Source organism: Streptomyces sp. NBC_00005, from assembly GCF_045160215.1.
GTDB lineage: Bacteria > Actinomycetota > Actinomycetes > Streptomycetales > Streptomycetaceae > Streptomyces.
In genome coordinates this window covers 719,176-736,591 of the sequence record NZ_CP108316.1, presented here as the reverse complement: position 1 = coordinate 736,591, position 17,416 = coordinate 719,176, and the positions used below count along the sequence as shown (strand labels likewise).

At 69.5% G+C, this 17,416-nt stretch carries 17 protein-coding genes and 1 pseudogene; 5 read left to right on the top strand and 13 right to left on the bottom strand.

All coding sequences use genetic code 11. The annotated features are described in order from the left end of the window. Nucleotides 1-122: 122 nt before the first annotated feature. Together OG303_RS03765 and OG303_RS03760 are read left to right on the top strand one after the other, a co-directional pair. Nucleotides 123-494 carry a hypothetical protein gene (locus tag OG303_RS03765; RefSeq protein ID WP_405864674.1) on the top strand — a complete coding sequence of 124 codons (372 nt, stop codon included), beginning with the start codon at nt 123-125 and terminating at the stop codon, nt 492-494. Beyond that, nucleotides 491-664 (top strand): hypothetical protein, encoded by a 174-nt coding sequence (locus tag OG303_RS03760; RefSeq protein WP_405864672.1) that lies wholly within the window; start codon nt 491-493, stop codon nt 662-664. The genes OG303_RS03765 and OG303_RS03760 overlap by 4 nt, the downstream gene beginning before the upstream one ends. A gap of 136 nt (nt 665-800) precedes the next feature. Here OG303_RS03760 and OG303_RS03755 read toward each other — a convergent pair whose 3' ends face one another. From OG303_RS03755 to OG303_RS03740, 4 genes are all read right to left on the bottom strand, one after another. After that, nucleotides 801-2,042 (bottom strand): sugar ABC transporter permease, encoded by a 1,242-nt coding sequence (locus tag OG303_RS03755; protein WP_405864670.1) that lies wholly within the window; start codon nt 2,040-2,042, stop codon nt 801-803. After that, entirely contained in the window at nt 2,039-2,818 is a 780-nt protein-coding gene (locus tag OG303_RS03750; RefSeq protein ID WP_405864668.1) for an ATP-binding cassette domain-containing protein, read from the bottom strand. The genes OG303_RS03755 and OG303_RS03750 overlap by 4 nt, the downstream gene beginning before the upstream one ends. Before the next feature lie 31 nt (nt 2,819-2,849). Next, nucleotides 2,850-3,959 carry a sugar ABC transporter substrate-binding protein gene (locus OG303_RS03745; protein WP_405877066.1) on the bottom strand — a complete coding sequence of 370 codons (1,110 nt, stop codon included), beginning with the start codon at nt 3,957-3,959 and terminating at the stop codon, nt 2,850-2,852. 218 nt (nt 3,960-4,177) lie between these two features. Further along, nucleotides 4,178-5,788: a hypothetical protein gene (locus OG303_RS03740; protein ID WP_405864667.1), complete on the bottom strand. Its 1,611-nt coding sequence runs from the start codon at nt 5,786-5,788 to the stop codon at nt 4,178-4,180. 128 nt (nt 5,789-5,916) lie between these two features. Between OG303_RS03740 and OG303_RS03735 the strand changes: the two genes are divergently transcribed. Next, nucleotides 5,917-6,597, top strand: a complete 681-nt coding sequence (locus OG303_RS03735) for a response regulator transcription factor (RefSeq protein WP_405864665.1) — start codon at nt 5,917-5,919, stop codon at nt 6,595-6,597. After that, nucleotides 6,584-8,053: a sensor histidine kinase gene (locus tag OG303_RS03730; protein ID WP_405864663.1), complete on the top strand. Its 1,470-nt coding sequence runs from the start codon at nt 6,584-6,586 to the stop codon at nt 8,051-8,053. The genes OG303_RS03735 and OG303_RS03730 overlap by 14 nt, the downstream gene beginning before the upstream one ends. A 381-nt stretch (nt 8,054-8,434) precedes the next feature. On the opposite strand, the gene OG303_RS03725 is transcribed toward OG303_RS03730, so the two are convergent. From OG303_RS03725 to OG303_RS03705, 5 genes are all read right to left on the bottom strand, one after another. After that, nucleotides 8,435-8,911, bottom strand: coding sequence for a hypothetical protein (locus tag OG303_RS03725; RefSeq protein ID WP_405864661.1), 477 nt, complete (start codon nt 8,909-8,911; stop codon nt 8,435-8,437). 78 nt (nt 8,912-8,989) lie between these two features. Then, entirely contained in the window at nt 8,990-9,478 is a 489-nt protein-coding gene (locus OG303_RS03720; RefSeq protein WP_405864659.1) for a hypothetical protein, read from the bottom strand. Between the two features lie 174 nt (nt 9,479-9,652). Further along, the gene (locus OG303_RS03715) at nt 9,653-10,552 is read right to left on the bottom strand and encodes an ArsR/SmtB family transcription factor (RefSeq protein ID WP_405864657.1); all 900 of its coding nucleotides are present in this window, start codon (nt 10,550-10,552) and stop codon (nt 9,653-9,655) included. A gap of 733 nt (nt 10,553-11,285) precedes the next feature. Further along, on the bottom strand, nt 11,286-11,462 hold the full coding sequence (locus tag OG303_RS03710) for a hypothetical protein (protein WP_405864655.1): 177 nt from the start codon (nt 11,460-11,462) through the stop codon (nt 11,286-11,288). Between the two features lie 19 nt (nt 11,463-11,481). Next, a complete protein-coding gene (locus OG303_RS03705) occupies nt 11,482-11,829 on the bottom strand; it encodes a peptidase inhibitor family I36 protein (RefSeq protein WP_405864653.1) in 348 nt (115 codons plus the stop codon). Nucleotides 11,830-12,213: 384 nt separating this feature from the next. Here OG303_RS03705 and OG303_RS03700 point away from each other — a divergent pair, with 384 nt between their 5' ends. Beyond that, nucleotides 12,214-13,185, top strand: a complete 972-nt coding sequence (locus OG303_RS03700) for a winged helix-turn-helix domain-containing protein (protein ID WP_405864651.1) — start codon at nt 12,214-12,216, stop codon at nt 13,183-13,185. A 139-nt stretch (nt 13,186-13,324) separates the two neighbouring features. On the opposite strand, the gene OG303_RS03695 is transcribed toward OG303_RS03700, so the two are convergent. From OG303_RS03695 to OG303_RS03680, 4 genes and pseudogenes are all read right to left on the bottom strand, one after another. After that, complete coding sequence (locus OG303_RS03695; protein WP_405864649.1) at nt 13,325-14,149, bottom strand: DUF1684 domain-containing protein; 825 nt, start codon at nt 14,147-14,149, stop codon at nt 13,325-13,327. A 176-nt stretch (nt 14,150-14,325) separates the two neighbouring features. Beyond that, nucleotides 14,326-14,535, bottom strand: a pseudogene (locus OG303_RS03690) (LLM class F420-dependent oxidoreductase); the annotation flags it as partial. 172 nt (nt 14,536-14,707) lie between these two features. Continuing rightward, a complete protein-coding gene (locus tag OG303_RS03685; protein ID WP_405864647.1) occupies nt 14,708-16,108 on the bottom strand; it encodes an NtaA/DmoA family FMN-dependent monooxygenase in 1,401 nt (466 codons plus the stop codon). Continuing rightward, nucleotides 16,105-17,205 carry an LLM class flavin-dependent oxidoreductase gene (locus OG303_RS03680; RefSeq protein ID WP_405864645.1) on the bottom strand — a complete coding sequence of 367 codons (1,101 nt, stop codon included), beginning with the start codon at nt 17,203-17,205 and terminating at the stop codon, nt 16,105-16,107. The genes OG303_RS03685 and OG303_RS03680 overlap by 4 nt, the downstream gene beginning before the upstream one ends. Between the last annotated feature and the right edge of the window lie 211 nt (nt 17,206-17,416).

The following is a 17,416-nucleotide window of genomic DNA, read 5'->3' as shown; positions in this document are numbered from 1 at the left end:
TCCACTCTCCGGCCAACGTGTCGGCATCCGTCATCGGCTGCCGGTGCGTTCGCCGTGCTGTCTCGCCGTGTGACATGCGTGGGCCGGGGGTGGTGGGACGAAGGGGATCGATGGATCAGGACATGGTTGTGCTGGCGAGGGTCAGGCTGATCAGTGCCAACCGGCGGGTGGTGCGGGGTGTCGAGGGGCTGTGGATCTACCGTCTTTTGACGCAGGTCGAGCCGGAGGTGTACGGGTCGAAGCTGGCGTACGTCCTGGTGGAGGAGAGTGGCTCGCCCCTGGTGCGGGAGTTGCCGGAGCGACGGCTGGCCCTGTTGGACGAGGCCGTGGAAGCGGCGAAGGCCCTCAGCACGGTGAATCCGTACCGGGCGAAGATGCTGGCGAGGGCACTGGCCGCCAGGCAGCGGGAACTTGAGGCTCGACCGGCGAAGCCGCACGCATCCGGGCAGGAGCATCAGGCGGCCGTTTTGGATGAGCCGCGAGAGCTCGAATGATCCCGTGGCTGACTCGCGTCGACTTCCCGGTTGATGAAGATGTCGACCAGGGCAGCAAGAGCGTCTCGTTCGACGTGCCGGCCCATGTGCGCGGTGGCGCTGACAAGGTCATTTACCTCGTCCGGACCACCGCGGGCGAAACCGGCGCGGCGGAGTCCTGCCTGCGTTGATCCCTGGTCCGGCGCACACCGGGTTCCCGATGCCTGCGGCGTCGGGAGCCCGGCATGCTCGACGTGAAGAGCAGCTCCCTCGTGGACCAGGGCTGCGTCCCGCGCCTGGCCGATTCGATGTGACCCGGCACATCCCTCATGCCCGCCCGCGCGACTGAGCTGCGCTCCGTGCCAGTGCGTCGAAAACCACCGCGATGAGCAGCACGCCACCGGTGATCATGAACTGGACTGAGGGTTCGACTCCCAGCAGGGCCATGCCCGAGGCGATCGACTGGATGATGAGCACCCCCAGCAGCGCGGACCAGGCCGAACCGCGTCCGCCGAACAGGCTGGTGCCGCCGATGATGGCGGCGGCGATGGCGTTGATCAGGAGCATGCCGGAGCCCGGGACCTGGCTCGCCGAGGTAAGTCGCGACGCGACGAACAGGCCACCGACCGCGGCCAGGGTCCCCGACACCATGAACACCGAGATCCGCACGCGCGCCACATGGACGCCGGCCCGCCGGGCCGCCTCCACACCGCCGCCCAGTGCGAGGACCTGCCGGCCGTAGGTTGTGCGGCGCAGGACGAGGTCCGAGGCGATGATGACCGCGAGGAAGAGCACGAGAGCCAGCGGCAGCCCCTCGAACAGCCCCAGCACGTAGACGGCGGCGAACGCGACCACTGCCAGAAGGGCTGTACGCGCCCAGATCTCGCCCACCGGCCGGTATGGCATCCCGGCGGCGCTGCGGCGTTTGCGGTCATGGTAGGAGACGAGGAGGTATGCGGCCGTGCCCAGCGCCGCCAGGCCGTAGGTGACGACGACGGCGCTGAAGTAGCGGCTGGTCAGCATGGCGACCAACCCGTCCTCGCTGAAGTTGATGGTGCTCTCCGTTCCCAGCAGGTAGAGCATCAGGCCGTTCCAGCCCAGCAGTCCCGCGAGGGTGACGACGAACGCGGGTACACCGATCTTGGCGAAGAAGAACCCGTGGGTGGCCCCGGCGGCCGTACCGGAGATCACTGCGATGATCACGGCGAGCCATTCCGCCATTCCGAGGTTCACGTTCAGCGACGCGAACAGGGCGCCCGCCAGTCCGGCGAGCGAGCCCACCGCCAGGTCGATCTCGCCGATCAGCAGCACGAAGACGATACCGACGGCGACCATGCCGGTCCCGACGATGTCCACGCTGAGGACGGACAGGTTGCGCGGTGAGAGGAAGTTGTCGTTGAGGCCCTGGAAGATCACCCAGGTCAGGGCGAGAACAAGGAGGACCGGGGCCGCGCCGAGGTCACGCTCGTGCAGTCTGCGGCGTACGGCGCCGGCGTACACCCCGAGACGTCCGGCGGGGGGCGCGGCATCGTCGGAGCTCGCCCCCGTCCTCCTCTCCCTCCCCGTCACGGCCAGGCCTCCTCCGGGTCGGTCGGGCGGTGGGCGGCGGCATTGTCCGCCGCGCCAGTGATGGAGGAGATGATCCGTTCCTGGGACGTGGTGCTCACGTCGAAGAAGCCGTTGTTGCGGCCGAGGCGCAGGACGGCGACCCGGTCGGCGACGGCCTTGATGTCGCCCATGCTGTGGCTGATGAGGAGGATTCCGACGCCTCGGTCGCGCAGCTCCTCGATGAGGTCGAGGAGCTGACGGGTCTGCTCGATGCCCAAGGAGGCGGTGGGCTCGTCGAGCAGGAGCAGTCTGGGCGCGCCGAGGAGCGAGCGGGTGATCGCGACGACCTGCCGCTGGCCGCCGGACAGCGAGGCGAGCGGCACACGCACGTCCGGGATGCGGATGGGCAGCGTGTGCAGCAGCTCGCGGGTGTGGCGCTCCATCTCCACCTCGTCGAGGATGCCGAGCCGGTGGATTTCCCGGCCGAGGAAGAGATTGCCTACGACATCGAGGTTGCCGCACATCGCCAGGTCCTGGTAAACGGTCGCGATCCCCAGGACCTGGGCGTCCTGAGGACGCTTGATCTGGACGGCACTGCCCTGCCACTGGATGACGCCCTTGTCGGCGGGGCCGACCCCCGAGATCACCTTGACCAGGGTGGACTTGCCGGCGGCGTTGTCACCCACCAGGGCGACCACCTCCCCGGCCCTGATCTCCAGCTCGACGTCGACCAGCGCCTGGACGGCAGCGAAGCGCTTGGAAACGCCGCGCAGCGCCAGCAGGGGCTGAACCGGCACGGGACCACCTCCTTGCGCCTTCGAGGAGAGTTCACCGGGTGAGGCCGGCCTTGTCGCAGGCTGACCGCAGCTTAGGGGTGCAGATCTGGTCGATGGTGTACATACCATCCTTTACCACAGTGTCTTTGATGTTGCTGACAGTCACCGAGATCGCCGGGAGCAGTACCGCCGGGATGTCTTTGGTGGTGGCGCTGTCGACGGTGCCGGTGGCGATGGACTCGACCGTCTTGCCGCGTCCCAGGGCGATGGCCATCTCGGCGGCGGCGTCGGCTGCGGGCTTGAAGGGCTTGTAGACGGTCATGTACTGGTCGCCCCTGACGATGCGTCGCACGGCCGCGAGGTCGGCGTCCTGGCCGGTGACCGGGGGCAACGGCCTGACCTCGGTGGCTCTGAGGGCGGAGATCACGGCGCCGGCGAGGCTGTCATTGGCAGCCAGGACGCCGTCGATGTTGCCCGCGCCCAGGGCGGAGATGGCGCCGGTCATGTTGACGAAGGCGTTCTCCGGCCGCCATCCGACGGTGTCGTACGACTTGCCGATCTTCACCTTGCCCTTGAGGACGGAAAGTGCTCCCCGCTTGAACCAGCCGGCATTGGGGTCGATCGTGGCGCCGTTCATCATGACGATCTGGCCGCCGCGCGCCTTCGCGCCCATGGCCTTCAGGAGCGCCTCGCCCTGAAGCTTGCCGACCGTGTCGCCGTCGAAGGTCACGTAACCGGAGATCGGGCCTTCCGCGAGCCGGTCATAGGCGACGACCGGGATACCGGCCCGGTGCGCGGCCTCGACCGACGGGCGCAGCAACTGGGGGGCGACGGCAGCGATGATCAGGACATCCACACCTCTGGTGATCATGGCGTCGAGCTGCTGCCGCTGGACGGCCGGGTCAGGCGTGGCAGCGACGGTCGTCGGGCAGTCCGGGCACAGCTGCTTCAGCTTCTTCTCGATCAGGGGTCGGTCGAACTGCCCGAATCGAGAGGCCCCGCCACCGGGGAGCAGCACCCCGATGCTGGGACTGTCGTCGCTACCCGCACCGCCCTCGCCGCAGGCACCGGCCAGGACCAGACCGGCGGCGACCATGATCACCACAGACGCACGGGGGAGGGACCTACGCTTCACGGCCGGAAGGCCGGCACCGAGAGCCATCGTCCATTCCTTACGAATCTGTCGGATATTGCCCAACAATAGGCGTTTAAGTCTATTAAGTGCCCGATGTCGAGCGTGGCCAAGCCGCCGATGAACCGTTCCTGCCGGATTCGCCCGCCCCGCGGCGCTCGGACTGTGCGGATCGCGGCCAGAGCGCACCCGCCGATCGAGGGCCACATCCAGCAGGATCGTGCGCCGCCTCGGCCAGCCCGGCTGCACTACCTCACGCGGACCGAGCACGCCCGCGACGCCGGCCTCACGGTCACCGACCGCGCTCTGAGGGCGTGGCTGAAGGGCCGGCGCAGCCCGCTCGTGCTGGTCGGCGGCGGTTGTCTGCGGGCAGGACCGGCCTTCGGAGATGGGTCGTGGTCTCGGACATAGACGGTGACTCGCGCCCCGTTGACGTGGGTTGTTCCGTACTCGCGGAAGTGGCGCCGCAGGGTGCTTGTCTTCGCTTCCTCCTGCGGGTTGGTCGGCGAGTGCACACCCACCGCGCGGACCACGACGATCCGGTCGAATGCCAGCATGCGTGCCGCAATCTCCTGGGCGGGAAGCTCGACACCTGCAAGTGTGTTCGACGAAACGGGGTCCTGTGCCAGGGCGAGATCTGTCAGGAAACGGGTGTCCTCGGGGTTGGCCGCAGTCAGGATCCGGTGCTGGCCGGCGAGATAGAGCAGCCCGTCGCCGGGACGGCCTTCCTCGCGTACGGCGGCGCCGATGGCGGTGACGTCATTGCTCCGGCTCTGGGGCGTCCTCAGCGAAAGGCTCGGCTGGACGAGCGTGGCCAGTGCGGCAACCGCCGCGATCCACACGTAGCGGGAAAACCGCTGCCGCCGGAGGAAGTAATCCATCAAGGCGCCCAGCAGCAAGGCGATTCCGATATTGCTGTAGAGAACATACCGGTCGACGAAAAGGGGCTTGACCGGTGAGGCGATCAGTAGCAGAAGACCGGGAAGCACAAGAATCGGCACCGCCAGCGCGGAAAGCCGCACGGGCCCCCTCACCCCCAGGGGCGCGAGGGCACACACCACGCCCACTCCCGCCACCACCAGGAAATAACCAGGCCGCACCGGTCCGCCGATCCAGGACACCTGCGCTGATTGCCCCGCACTGAAGATCGCCAGCGGCAACAGCCCTGCCACAACGCCCGCGGCAGCCACACTCCACGCCCTCAGCGCCGGTCGTGGAGCACGGGAGACGATCAGTGTGACGCCGTGTGCAACCAGGGCGAGGACCGCGAACTCATGGAGCAGACAGGCCAGCAGCATGGTGGAGCCATAGACCGCCCACCGCCACCTGGCGCGATGCGGGACGCCGGCCACGAGCGCATAGGTGGCCCAGGTGACCAGGGCACAGACCATGGCGTACGACCGGCCTTCCTGCGCGAACTTCTGCACCTGGGGAAGGAGCGGAAACACCAGCCCGGCCAGCAGCCCGGCACGGGGTCCCGCCAGGCGTAGCGCCAGCAGCCCGACTCCGCTCGCCGCCGCGGACATGGCCAGCACGGACGGCAGCCGCAACGTCAGCAGCCCTCCGCCGAGGAGACCGAAGAGCTCGTGCATCACGGCGTAGTAGAGGGCATGGACCAGATCAATGTGCTGGGCGGTGCGCCATATCTGCGATAGATCGCGGTGCGCGAGCTGATAGGTGACGGACTCGTCCCCCCACATGGTGTTCTGCCTGCGGATACCCCAGAGCCCCAGAGCGATGGTCAGCGCCAAGGGCGCGATGACGACAACGGCCTTGGCCGGGCCCGGTGATGGTTGGCGGGCGGATACGGGAGGGGAAACCGTCCGGGCCGCGACGGGCATACGTTCATCAACGGACATCGGTGGCAGGGCCTTTCAGCAGTGGCGAAGAAACTCCGCCAGCGTGCTCGGACCTCGTTGACCGGAGGCTGACCCAACCTGACCGGCCGATCAGGAAGGCGGGCCGGCGCTGTGCAAGGCTGCACCGCATGCGCATCCTGGTGGTCGAAGACGAGGTGGACCTTGCCCACACCCTGCACACCGGTCTGACCGCCGAGGGCTACAGCGTCGACCTCGCCCATGACGGCCGGCAGGGACTGTGGATGGCCCGGACCGGCGAATACGCCCTTGTCGTACTGGACTTGATGTTGCCCGGGCTCAACGGCTACAAGGTCTGCGCCCAGTTGCGTCGGGAGGGCAACGCGACCCCCATCCTGGTACTCACCGCCAAGGACGGGGAGTGGGATCAGGCAGAGGCCCTGGACACGGGGGCCGACGACTACCTGGCCAAACCCTTCTCCTACGTGGTGCTCGTCGCACGGCTGCGGGCGCTGGTCAGACGAGCGGCCACGGTCGCCCCACCCGTCCTCGCCGTGGGCGACCTCTCGTTGGATGTCGCCGCCCGGGTCTGCCGCCGGGCCGGGGCCCGGGTGGAACTCACGCCCAGGGAGTTCGCCGTGCTGGAGCTGCTGGCCCGCCGGGCGGGCCAGGCGGTCTCCAAAGCGGATCTGCTCTATCACGCGTGGCCCGACGAGGCCCTGGATCCCAACCTGGTGGAGGCACGCGTCAGCGCACTGCGCAAGAAGGTGGACTCCGCCTTCGACCGACGGTCCCTGCAGACCGTACGGGGTACCGGCTACCGACTGGTGGACGACCGTGAACGCGACTGAGTCGCGCCGCCGCTGGTGGCCGCGTTCGGTACGGGCCGTCGCGGCCCTGGCCGCCGCCTCGACCACCGCCGTCATCCTGGCCGGCATCGGCTGGTGGGTCCACCACGACGTCTACCACCAGAGCACGCAGATCGCCGAAGACCAAGCCAAAGAACAACTCTGGTCTCTCTGCGACAAGTTGGAACAGGGTGTCATTCCCGACTCCATAAGCACTGTGCCGTACGAGGTCGTCGCGACCGGCCGACGCGCCGCTGTCGCCTACGGCGGAGGCATGGACGACTTCGCTCCCGGCACCCACCACGTGATGCCCGCCCCGCCGAAAGCCTTGAGGGCCGAGCTCATTACCACCGTTCGCCTACCTGCGAACCCCGACTACGACCCCCATGACAAATTCTCTGTAGCCGGCGGGACCAATCAGGTCATCACGTCCGATATCCAGGCCGGTGCTCTGGGCAATGACAAAGCCGCCGCTCTGGGCGTCGCCGACGACGCCAACCTGCGGGTCTATGTGGTGGTGCTCCCGCACACAGCCGAGGCAATCACCGGGACCACCGACCGCCTGCTGCTGCGGGCCGGGCTCGTCGGCCTCGTACTGATCGCCACCGCCGTCTACTTCGCCGTCCGTATCGCGCTGCGGCCGGTCGAAGCCATCCGCGTCCTCACCGCCTCGGTCACCGCGAGCGACCCCCGCGAACGCGTCATCGTCCCCGCCACGGGACACGAGATCACGGCTCTGGCCACCACCATCAACAGCACCCTCCAACGCCTCGACGACGCCGCCGCCCAGCAACGCCGCTTCGTCGCGGACGCCGCCCACGAACTGCGCAGCCCCCTCACCACACTGCTGGCCAGCCTGGAAGTCGCGCTCGCCTACCCGGAACGCACCGACTGGCCCGCCGCGGCCACCACCGCCGCCCGACAGACGCGCCGGCTCCAGGCCCTCGCCGAAGACCTGCTGCTCCTCGCCCGCCTCGACACCCGCACCCCCATAACAGGCCCCGAAACCGTCGACCTGACAGCCCTCGCCTCCCGACTGACCGAGCAATACCCCCTCACCGAAAGGCCGTTGACCCTCACCTGCGACAGCACCGCCCCCGCATACGCACGCGGAAACCCAGACGAATACGAACGGCTGCTGCGCAACCTCATCGACAACGCCGCCCGCCACGCCGCACACCGCATCCAGATCACCATCCGAAACCAGGACGACTGGATCGTCCTCACGGTGCACGACGACGGACCGGGTGTGCCCACCGAGGACGCCGAGCGCATCTTCGAACGCTTCGTCCGGCTCGACGACGCCCGCTCCCGCGACCACGGCGGCACCGGCCTGGGCCTCGCCATCGCCCGCGACCTGGCCCACCGCCACCGAGGCACCCTCACCCTCACCCCCCGGCCCCTCGGAGCATGCTTCCAGCTACGCCTTCCCCGAGCCCCCACCCCGGCCGAGAAATGACGCACTTCACCGCGGCAGCCCTTCGGAACCGGAAGACCACCAAATGACCACGCCCACCGCCGCTGCCGCAGAAGCGTTCATCCACTTCAGCCGCCACCTGGCTGAGCCCGGCTGCTGTGGACCTCCATCGCCCGACCGGCGCGCGGCTCGCATATCACCGCCCGCCGCCACGACGATCTGGTCGGCCGACTCCGCTCGGCCGGCCTCGCCGCGATCGCCGACCTCGGCTTCGTCGGCCTCGACGGTGGTGGCGACGACAGCAGGCTCCCGGCGAGCACGGAACCGGGAGGCGTGGGCCGCCATGGTGGCGGTCGCCACGACCTGCCCGGGCCGGTATCGGTCATGTGGTGTGTCGCTGGTCGGGGATGAGCGGTACGCGCTTCAGTCGGCGAATACCTTGCCCTGCTTGACGACGTAGTGGACCGGTTCGGAACAGCCGAGGGACGGTGTGATCTGCAGGCTCACCGTCAGAGGCGCGGGCTCGGTACTCGCGGTGGAGAACTCGCAGACGGCACCGCTGCCTGTGAGGGGGTACCAGAACCATCCGTCGACCTCGCCCACGGTGACCCGGTCGGACTCCTTCCAGGTGCCGTCGGTCTGAGTGGAGACCTCCAGCTCCACCGAGGCGGCGGTCTCGTCCTGCGTCGACCGCAGCGCGGTGAGCGTGATCTTGTAGTCGCTGCCGAGAACGGACGAGGCGATCTCGTGTGTCTGCGGTGCCGCGGTATCGGCGGCGTTGGAGGCTGCGGCTGAGGCGGTTCCGAGGACGGCCGCCATCAGGAGCGTGACAGCTGCCGTTGCGGCGCGACGGGTACGGCTGCGGTGGTGGTTGTGCTGGTGGTTGTGGACCAGTGTCATGTTTCCCCCGTTGGTCGATGTGCGTCGGAAGGTCGGTCTGCCGTCGCGAGACGGTGCAGGTCTGTCGTGTGCCGGAGCTCAGCAGTTACGGATGGACCACACGGAATTCCAGTCCTGAGTCCCCACCTGCGGCGGGGAGAAGGCCCTCAGAACCTGCCCCTGGGCGCCGTAGAAGTACGAAGTGACCGAGCCGGTCTGCTTGTTGAGGTAGTAGCCGGTGTTGAACCAGTTGGACAGGTAGTAGCGGTTGCAGGTGTAGAGGAAGAAAATCTTCCATTTCGAGACCGTCGGATCCCACACCTCGACGCAGAGGTTTCCCTCCTTGCAGTCGAACAGCTCGTCCTGCGCCCGGTGAATCCAGTTGGCGGCGGGAGAGATCGTGGGAGAGACGGCGGCCAAAGGCGACTGGGCCCCCGCGCCGTGTGGTGCAGGCGGCGCGACCTGGACACGGTCGCCGGTGTGGACATCGGGGACGCCGGCTGCCTGGGCCGATCCGGTGCAGAAGGTGGCCAGCAGCACCCAGGCCACAACACCGATGATGCCGAGCAAGGAGCGCTTCGCGCGCATGGACGAGACCTCCGTCAGGAAGACACCGGGACGTCGGACAGCGGCACCGGTCGGGCCGTGTCACGCCCCGCCGGGGGATGATTGCCGATGCGGCCCGTCAGGGAGAAGCCTTTCGAATCTCCTCGAAATGCCACCCCTGCTCGACATGAACATCCCGGAAGCGCCGCCGTCGACTCACTCGCACCTCAACTCGCGCCAGGGCCCCGAAGCTGCGGCCGTCCCTCCCCGCATGCCTTCGTCTCCGTCCAGGAGTATGTGGCCTACGGGCGTCACCGAGTGCCGCACGTACTGCCCCTCGCGGCGGCTCGCCACCAGCCCGCCGTCCCGTAGGACGCCCAGCTGGTAGCTGGCGCTGGGCAGGGCGATACCGACGGCCGTCGCCACTTCGGAGGTGGTGCGGGCGTGGCCACGGGCCAGCTCGGTGAGTACCGAGGCCCTGGTACGGCCCAGGAGACGGTCAAGTCCGTTGTCGTTGACGGGGATTACGTCGAGCGGCCGTGTGGTGACGGGATAGACGAGGACCGGGCCGAGGGCGGGATCGGCAAGGGCGGTGGGTCTGCGCCAGCAGAAGTAGGACGGGATCAGCAGCAGCCCGCGGCCCTCCAGACGGAGGTCGCGGTCGGTGGGATAGTCCACTTCCAGCACGGGTGCGCGCCACCGGGCAAGCGGACGAAGGCTGTTGAGCAGGGCGAGGACGCCACCGTCGAGGAGCGCCCGGGAACGCAGGCCGACCTCGTCGTCGATGGCTTTACGGATGTGGGTCCAGCGCGGTGCCAGCAACGTCCTGGCGGAGACGTCCAGGGCCTTCACCAGAGATCGCATGCTCCGGCCGCCACCTGGTCCACCGAGCCCGGTGGTCCACGCCGGGAGCGGACGGGCACCGGCCAGTCTGCCCAACTCGCGCTTGAGACGGGTCGGGGGAGTGGCCTCCATCTCTTCGAGGGCTGCGGGCAGGCCCCCTTCCCGGACGGAGGGGGTGAGAAAGTCGGGGATGTATCCGACGGGCGGGACGAGCGTCTGGAGCTTGAGGAGGGCGTGGCCTGCATGAGGGTCGGTAATCACCTGCTCGCGCACGGAGCGGCGCCATGCCCCGAACTCGAGCGGTCCCTGTCGTGTGACCAGTCGGCAGGCGGCGCAGACGAGTTCCCACAGGGGATCTGGCCGACGCGCCAGCCGAATGTTCTGTAAGTCGTGGGCAGTGAAGTGGATACGGAGCATCCGGCCTCCTTCTCGAACGGTGGGGGGTTGGCCGAGGGCAGCCTTCAGGCCGAGGGCAGCCTTCAGTACGGGCTCGTCATGGGTGACGACTGACGAACGCCGATGGTTGGGTGCGGCGTTGACGCCGACGGCCGTGCGCCACCGGCTCGGTGGCCGCTCACACGTCGGCGATCCGGGCATGGGGATGCTCGACAGGCGCGCACCGGGTCTCGCGCCGACGCTCGCGTAGGCGATCACGTCAGGGGGCGACCAGTTGGGCGCGCTACGGAGCGGACGGCGTCGTCGGCCGGGCCGGAGTCCTGGCGCATCGCTCCAGGACTCCAACCCCCTGTTCGCGGGGCCGAGCGGGACAGAGCAGATGACCCACCCGCCTACAGACCACCGCCCGCCGGCCGTCCCTCCCCGCGAGCGTCCGGACCCGCATCGGAATCCGATTCCCCGGTCGATCACATGCCCCGTCAACAACGGAGTCCGCTCCGAAAACACCACGCCGGCAAGCCCTTTGAGGGTTCGACGAGCAGATCGACCGCCCGGACGCGGCCGGTTCGGGCCGGCCCGGTAGCCCGAGCCGGCCCGCATGCCTGCCGTGTCAGTGCCGGACGAGCCGCCCGGTCTGATGGGCGCTGCTGTAGGCGCAGAAGCAACCCATGCCGCAGTCGGCCGGGTCGGGCTCCGCGGAGGCCGTCGGGGCGGTGGCGAGAACGCCGGTGAAGGCCACCGCGACGGCCCCGGCGCCCAGTGCACCGAGTCGCTTTCCGGTCAGCATGGTGCGCCCCCCTTTGTAGTCAGCACTCGCCCCGCCATACGACCTTGACGATGTGGGTGCCGGCGACGGCGTTCGCCTTGTATGCGCCGGGACCCGGGTTGTAGTGAAGGCAGGCAGTTTCCGTTCCGCCGTCCACGGTGTACGTCACGTCGACGTGGTCGGCGCCCGGGAAACGGACCCCGTTGTTGAACGCGGAACGGAAGGCTACATTCCCGGTCCAGTTTCCCGCGGATTTCACGACGAGTTGACCGGTCTGGTTCTCTCCGCTGTAGGCGCAGAAGTATTCCTTCGGGCAGCCGGGCGGATTGGCTTCTGCCGATGCACCCGGCGCGGTCACCAGCACGGTGGCGAAGGCGGCGGCCGCCACCGCGCCGAGAGCAGCACGTTTGCGCATGTCGTTGTTCCCCCTTGGTCGGCACTGCGTAGATCTTGGTCGTGTGCGTCTTCAGACTGCCCCTCACCGGCGCCTGGTGCCAGGTGATTCGTTCCTCGTCGAAATCAGCTGTTGATGCGGTCGTCCGGCCATGCGCATGGGCTGGATTCGGTGGGGGAGTAGTTGGCGTGAAAGGAGATGTCGAGGCAATCGATTCCACGGGACCATCAGGTCCGTCAGGTCCCTCGCATACCCTTGTTTCACACCTCAGTTGATCACGCGACCGACTGTGAGAGTTCCGTGCTCCGAGTGCATTTCACGCGCGATGACTTACTCAGGACTCGCGTCGCCGCCGCTCCCGATCCTTTGTGGGAGATCGTGCTCAGTCTGAATCTTCTGGCGACGCGTCAGGGACGGGCCGTATTCGACACCTGGCGCGCCCAGGCACGCACCCGGCTGCGACTGCTGCCCCGGCGGCAGCTGTATCTGGTCCGGGAACTGGCCCCGCCGCGCGGGAACTTCCCCGACTTCCTCAATCCGGCCGAGGGCTCGCAAGGGTTGGCGGAGGGTGTCCAGGCGATTCGGTCCACGTCTCGCAGGCGGCTGCGGGAGGAGATGAACGTGCTCTCCGCAACGCCTGCTTGGCTGCGTCCTCTTGCCGACGGCGAGCCCTCCGCGCTGGAGAGCCTCGGGCAGGCATTGCACCGCTACTTCGACGCGGCCCTGACTCCGTGCTGGTCTGCGGTGCGTGCGCAGATCGAGGCGGACCGTGCCGTACGTGCCCGGGACATGCTGCGCGGCGGTGTCGACGCGCTGTTGTCGAGTCTCGGCCCGTCGCTGCGCTGGCGGCCGCCCGTGCTGGAAACGGCGTACCCCTTTGATCGTGACCTGCGTCTGGACGGCAGAGGGCTGCTCCTGGTGCCCTCCGTCTTCTGCTGGCAGACACCCATCACGCTGACCGACCCGACGCTGCCGCCCGTGCTGGTCTACCCCGTCGCCCGGACACAGCACTGGTGGTCGCCTCAGCGGGCGGGCGGCGAGACCCGTATGACGCTCGAACGGCTTCTCGGCCACGGGCGGGCGGCCGTGCTCCGCGTCCTGGAGGACGGGTGCACGACCGGCGAGGCGGCCCGGCGGGCCGGTGTGACCGCGGCGACGGCCAGCGAACACGTCAGGATCCTGCGGGAGGCGGAGCTGGCCGCATCGGTCCGGGACCGGAATACCGTGCTGCATGTTCTCACTCCACTGGGCCTCAGCCTCCTGAGGGCCAACCGCACGGGGCAGGTGGCGGGTGATCGGGGTCCGTCCTCACGACCCGGTCGCAGGACGGGTCACCGGACCGGGAACTGAGTGCGGCGCAGGACGTGCAACAGCACCACGACGGCGACGGCGGAGGCAAGGGCCGCGACCACGGTCAGGGTCCAGCGTGGACCGGCCGACCAGACCGTGACCGCACCCAGTGCCGCGGCCGGTCGGCAGACCGCCCGGCTCAGGATCCGCCGCGCTCGCGGGGAATCTTCTGACCGGCCTCGATCGCCGTCGGCAGCCGGTTCTCGGTCGGTGGCAGCGGGCAGGTGGCCAGGTCCGTGTAGGCGCACGGCAGGTTCGCGGCGCGGTTGAAGTCCAGGACGACCATGCCGTCGACGGCGGGCGGCTCGATGTCCAGGGCCCGGTTGGCGGCGTAGGTGGTGACCCCGGAGGTCGCGTCGGTGAACAGCACCATCAGCCGGCCCGCACCACGTCCGGGGAACGCGGTCAGGGACAGCTGGTGTCCGTCCAGCTCGAACTCGATCCTGCCCGGAGCGTCGTACACGTGCTCAAGGCCCTCGACCGCGGCGCCCACGGTGGTCGGGCGCGGCTCGTCGAAGGGAACGTACCGGCCGGTAACGGCCCAGCGCGGGTCGGGGGCGTAGGCGGGTGTGCCGGTGAAGGCGGTACGCAGCGGCGCGTCCGGGTGCCGGGGGCGCACGATGTCGTTGCCGCCGCGTTTGGCGACCTCGATGACGGCGTCTCCCCAGACCGCGTCGACGCCGCCGCGCTCGGGAAGGACACCGAAGCGGTGTTCACCCCGCACCGGTGTTGCGTCGACGACCAGTTCCTCGCCGTCGTCGAGGTTCACGACGACCCCGTCGGGACCGGTGTGCCACGCGCCGGGTGCGTCGGGGAAGCGCTGTGGCCGGTCGTCGAGCCAGTGCAGGCCGGTGATTGCCAGGAACCCGTGCGGGTCGGCGAGCCGGGTCTCTTGGGCGCGGTACCACTCCAGCCAGTTCTCGGTGAAGGTTTGGAGGTCCTTTGTGGTCGCCTCGGTGGTCATGAGTGCTCCTTCGTTACGCGAGGTCCGACCCCGCACAGGGGGGCGGGCAGGTGTCGGGCGGTCGGCCCGACGGGCGTACGCAGCCGGTAGGTTCGCCGAGGGATGCCCAGGTGCGTCGGCGGTCCGCTGCTCCGGCGATCCCGGTGCCCGAGAACACGACCTCGGTGGGGTCGGCGTCGCGGCAACGCCGGGATCGCGGAGGTGCCCGCATCCAGCCCGGGGACCGCGTGCCCGACGATGGCCACGGGCTGTGGTGAGTGCGTGCCGAAGGTCTGGCCGCACCGGGCCGACCGCAGACCGGCGGCCGCGGCCTCCTGGGCCGGCCGCACGGTCGCGTCGACCTGGTTCCGCGCGTCGGACGCGTCGAGCGCCACTCCAACGGTCATGCCAGTCAGAACGGGCGCCGGCCGACCCGCATTCCGGTCCGTGTGTCACAGCTTCTTGTCAGTCATGTGTACCGGAGCCGTGCGGGATGCCGACGGCCCGGAGACCGGCGGGAGCCTTGGAACATCCGACCCGACCGTCGCGGCCAGGGGGTTCTCGTCGTCGGTGAGGCCGTCAGCCCGCCTGTTGTCGGGCTGGCGCGGACCGGAGGGTGAGAGGTGCGCGCAGACCGAGGTGTTCGCGGAGGGTGGTGCCGGTGTACTCGGTGCGGTAGACCCCGCGTTCCTGGAGTTCCGGGACGAGCAGGTCGACGATGTCGTCGAGGCCGTCGGGGATGAGGTAGGGCGTGACGTTGAAGCCGTCGATCGCGCCGTGCCGCACGAAGTGGGCGAACTTGTCCGCCAGGGCGGACGGAGTACCGACGTGGCCGCGCTGCGGGCCGAGCGCGATGACGGTCTCGCGCAGCGACCAGTCATGCGCCTCCGCCTTCGCCCGCCATTCGGTCACGACCTCGCGCGGGTCGGCGATGCGCCGTGCGCCGAAGGAGCCGTCGTTCTCGGTGACGACCGGATCCTCCTTGGGCAACGGCCCGTCGGCGTCACGGTCGGACAGGTCGATGCCCCACAGGAGCCCGGCGATCCCCAAAGCCGTGGCAGGGGTGACCTGTTGGAACCGGATCCAGCGCTTCTTCTCCTGGGCCTCCTCCTCGGTGGCGCCGAGGATGATCTCGGTGCCGGGCAGGATCCGCAGGTCGTCGTCGGGCCGGCCGACGGCACGCAGGCGGTTGCGGATGTCCTCGGCGAAGGCCAGGGCGTCGTCGAAGTCGTTGCCGTGTGCGGAGAAGATGACGTCGGCGTTGCGGGCGGCGAAGTCGCGTCCCTCGCCGGAGTCGCCGGCCTGGAAGATGACCGGGTGCCCCTGGGCGCTGCGCGGCAGGGTCGGCGCGAGGGTGACGTCGAACTGCGGCCCACGGTGGCGTACTTGGTGTACGGCACCGGGCGTCGACCAGGCGGGTGCGTGGGCGGAGTCGGCGACGGCTCCGACCTCCCAGCCGTCCCAGAGCGCGCGGGCCACGGTGAGGAACTCCTCGGCGCGCCGGTAACGGTCGGCGTGGTCGAGATAGCCGCCGCGGCGGAAGTTGGCGCCGGTCCAGGCGTTGTCCGTGGTCACCACGTTCCAGCCGGCGCGGCCTTCGGAGAGCAGGTCGAGGCCGGACAGCCGGCGGGCGAGATCGGCGGGCTCGTTGAACGTGGAGTTGGAGGTGCTGACCAGGCCGATCCGACGGGTGACCGCGGCCAGCGCCGCGAGCTGGGTGATGGCGTCCGGCCGTCCGGCCACGTCGAGATCGTGGATCTTGCCGTCGACCTCGCGCAGTCGCAGCCCCTCGCCGAGGAAGAACGCGTCGAACAGGCCCCGTTCGGCGGTCTGGGCGACCCGGCGGAAGGAAGCGGGGTCGATCTGGGAGCCGCTGTCGGGGGCGGACCAGATGGTCCAGTGGTTGACGCCCTGGAAGAACACCCCGAAGTGGAGCTGGGCGTGCGGCCGGGGGACGTCGAGGGGATCGGTACGGGTCATCGGGCGTCCTCCTGAACGGCCGCTGGTGCGAAGCGGTTGGCGGGGCGCTGCAGGCCCAGGGCCGAGCGCAGGGACGTGCCGGGCAGGGGGCGGGCAACAAGGCGCCGCTCGGACAGTGCCGGCAGGACGAGGCGGGAGAGGACGGGCAGGTCCTCGTCCAGCACCAGCGGATGCAGCCGTACGCCGTCGACATGACGGCTCAACTCGCCCAGAAGCGCGATCAGTCGATCCGCGGAGCCGAGGTGGCGCAGTCTGCCCCGGTCGGTCCACGACGCGTGCCGTTCCAGGTCGGCGACGCGCTCGGCGGCGGTGGCTTCCGGCGTGTCCAGCGCCACCTCGACCTCGGCGAAGACGCGGGGTGTGCCTGCGGCAGCGGCGGCCGTGGTGACCGCGGTGAGGTCACGGCCCGCGACGAGAGCGACGTCGAGCTGCGCGGCGGGAACCCGGTCCGGCCCGCCCAGGACGACGATCTGTCCCTGGGGCGGGCGCGGCACGATCGCCGGGCCCTTGACGGCATACGTCTGTGAGGTGAAGTCGATGTAGTGGAGCCGTTCGCGGTCGAGGTAACGGCTCGTGGCCACGGACCGGATCACCGCGTCGTCCTCCCACGAGTCCCACAGGGCCCGGGCCACCTCCACACCGTCCCGGGACTCCCTGGCCCGCGCGGCGGCGTCGGCGATCAAGGGGCGCCCCCAGGCTCGGCTGGCCTCCGGATGTGTCTCCTCCGTCACCACCCACCCGGCGCGGCCGCCGGAGATGTGGTCCAGGGACGCCAACTGGCCGGCGACATGGAAGGGTTCGGCATACGTGACCGGGACGACAGGCGCGATCCCGACGGTGCTCGTGGACGCCGCGACGAAGGCTGCACGCTCCACCGCGCCGATACGGCCCACGGGATTCGGTGCGGCTCCGGGCGGCAGAACGCCGTCGTCCAGGGTGATCAGGGTGAAGCCGGCGTTCTCGGCGATGGCGGCGACCCGGGCCACGCGGCGCGGGGTGAGCAACTGGTCGGGCGAGTGGGCGGCGCGGCGCCAGGCCGCGGAGTGGGCACCGTCGCCGTCGATCTCCACGGCGAGGTGCAGGGCGGGGCCGGACATGGCGTTCCTTCCGGGAAACACGAGAGCTCGGGGGCCGCAGGGCCACGACGAGACGGCCGACGGGACGGGCCGGCAGGGATCAGGCGTGTACGGAAGGACAGACGGCGGAGGAGGTACGGCAGTAGTCGACATGCCGCCGGGTGATCAGCCGCGCACCGGTGCACGCACCCGGCGGTACCACGCCAGTTACGCGCATGAAGGCCTCCACCCG

What these genes read in the sequence shown, in the direction of transcription:
- OG303_RS03765 (WP_405864674.1), top strand. Translation starts at nt 123, where the DNA reads ATGGTTGTGCTGGCGAGGGTCAGGCTGATCAGTGCCAACCGGCGGGTG.
- OG303_RS03760 (WP_405864672.1), top strand. Translation starts at nt 491, where the DNA reads ATGATCCCGTGGCTGACTCGCGTCGACTTCCCGGTTGATGAAGATGTC.
- OG303_RS03745 (WP_405877066.1), bottom strand. Translation starts at nt 3,959, where the DNA reads ATGGCTCTCGGTGCCGGCCTTCCGGCCGTGAAGCGTAGGTCCCTCCCC.
- OG303_RS03740 (WP_405864667.1), bottom strand. Translation starts at nt 5,788, where the DNA reads ATGTCCGTTGATGAACGTATGCCCGTCGCGGCCCGGACGGTTTCCCCT.
- OG303_RS03735 (WP_405864665.1), top strand. Translation starts at nt 5,917, where the DNA reads ATGCGCATCCTGGTGGTCGAAGACGAGGTGGACCTTGCCCACACCCTG.
- OG303_RS03725 (WP_405864661.1), bottom strand. Translation starts at nt 8,911, where the DNA reads ATGACACTGGTCCACAACCACCAGCACAACCACCACCGCAGCCGTACC.
- OG303_RS03720 (WP_405864659.1), bottom strand. Translation starts at nt 9,478, where the DNA reads ATGCGCGCGAAGCGCTCCTTGCTCGGCATCATCGGTGTTGTGGCCTGG.
- OG303_RS03710 (WP_405864655.1), bottom strand. Translation starts at nt 11,462, where the DNA reads ATGCTGACCGGAAAGCGACTCGGTGCACTGGGCGCCGGGGCCGTCGCG.
- OG303_RS03695 (WP_405864649.1), bottom strand. Translation starts at nt 14,149, where the DNA reads ATGACCACCGAGGCGACCACAAAGGACCTCCAAACCTTCACCGAGAAC.
- OG303_RS03685 (WP_405864647.1), bottom strand. Translation starts at nt 16,108, where the DNA reads ATGACCCGTACCGATCCCCTCGACGTCCCCCGGCCGCACGCCCAGCTC.
- OG303_RS03680 (WP_405864645.1), bottom strand. Translation starts at nt 17,205, where the DNA reads ATGTCCGGCCCCGCCCTGCACCTCGCCGTGGAGATCGACGGCGACGGT.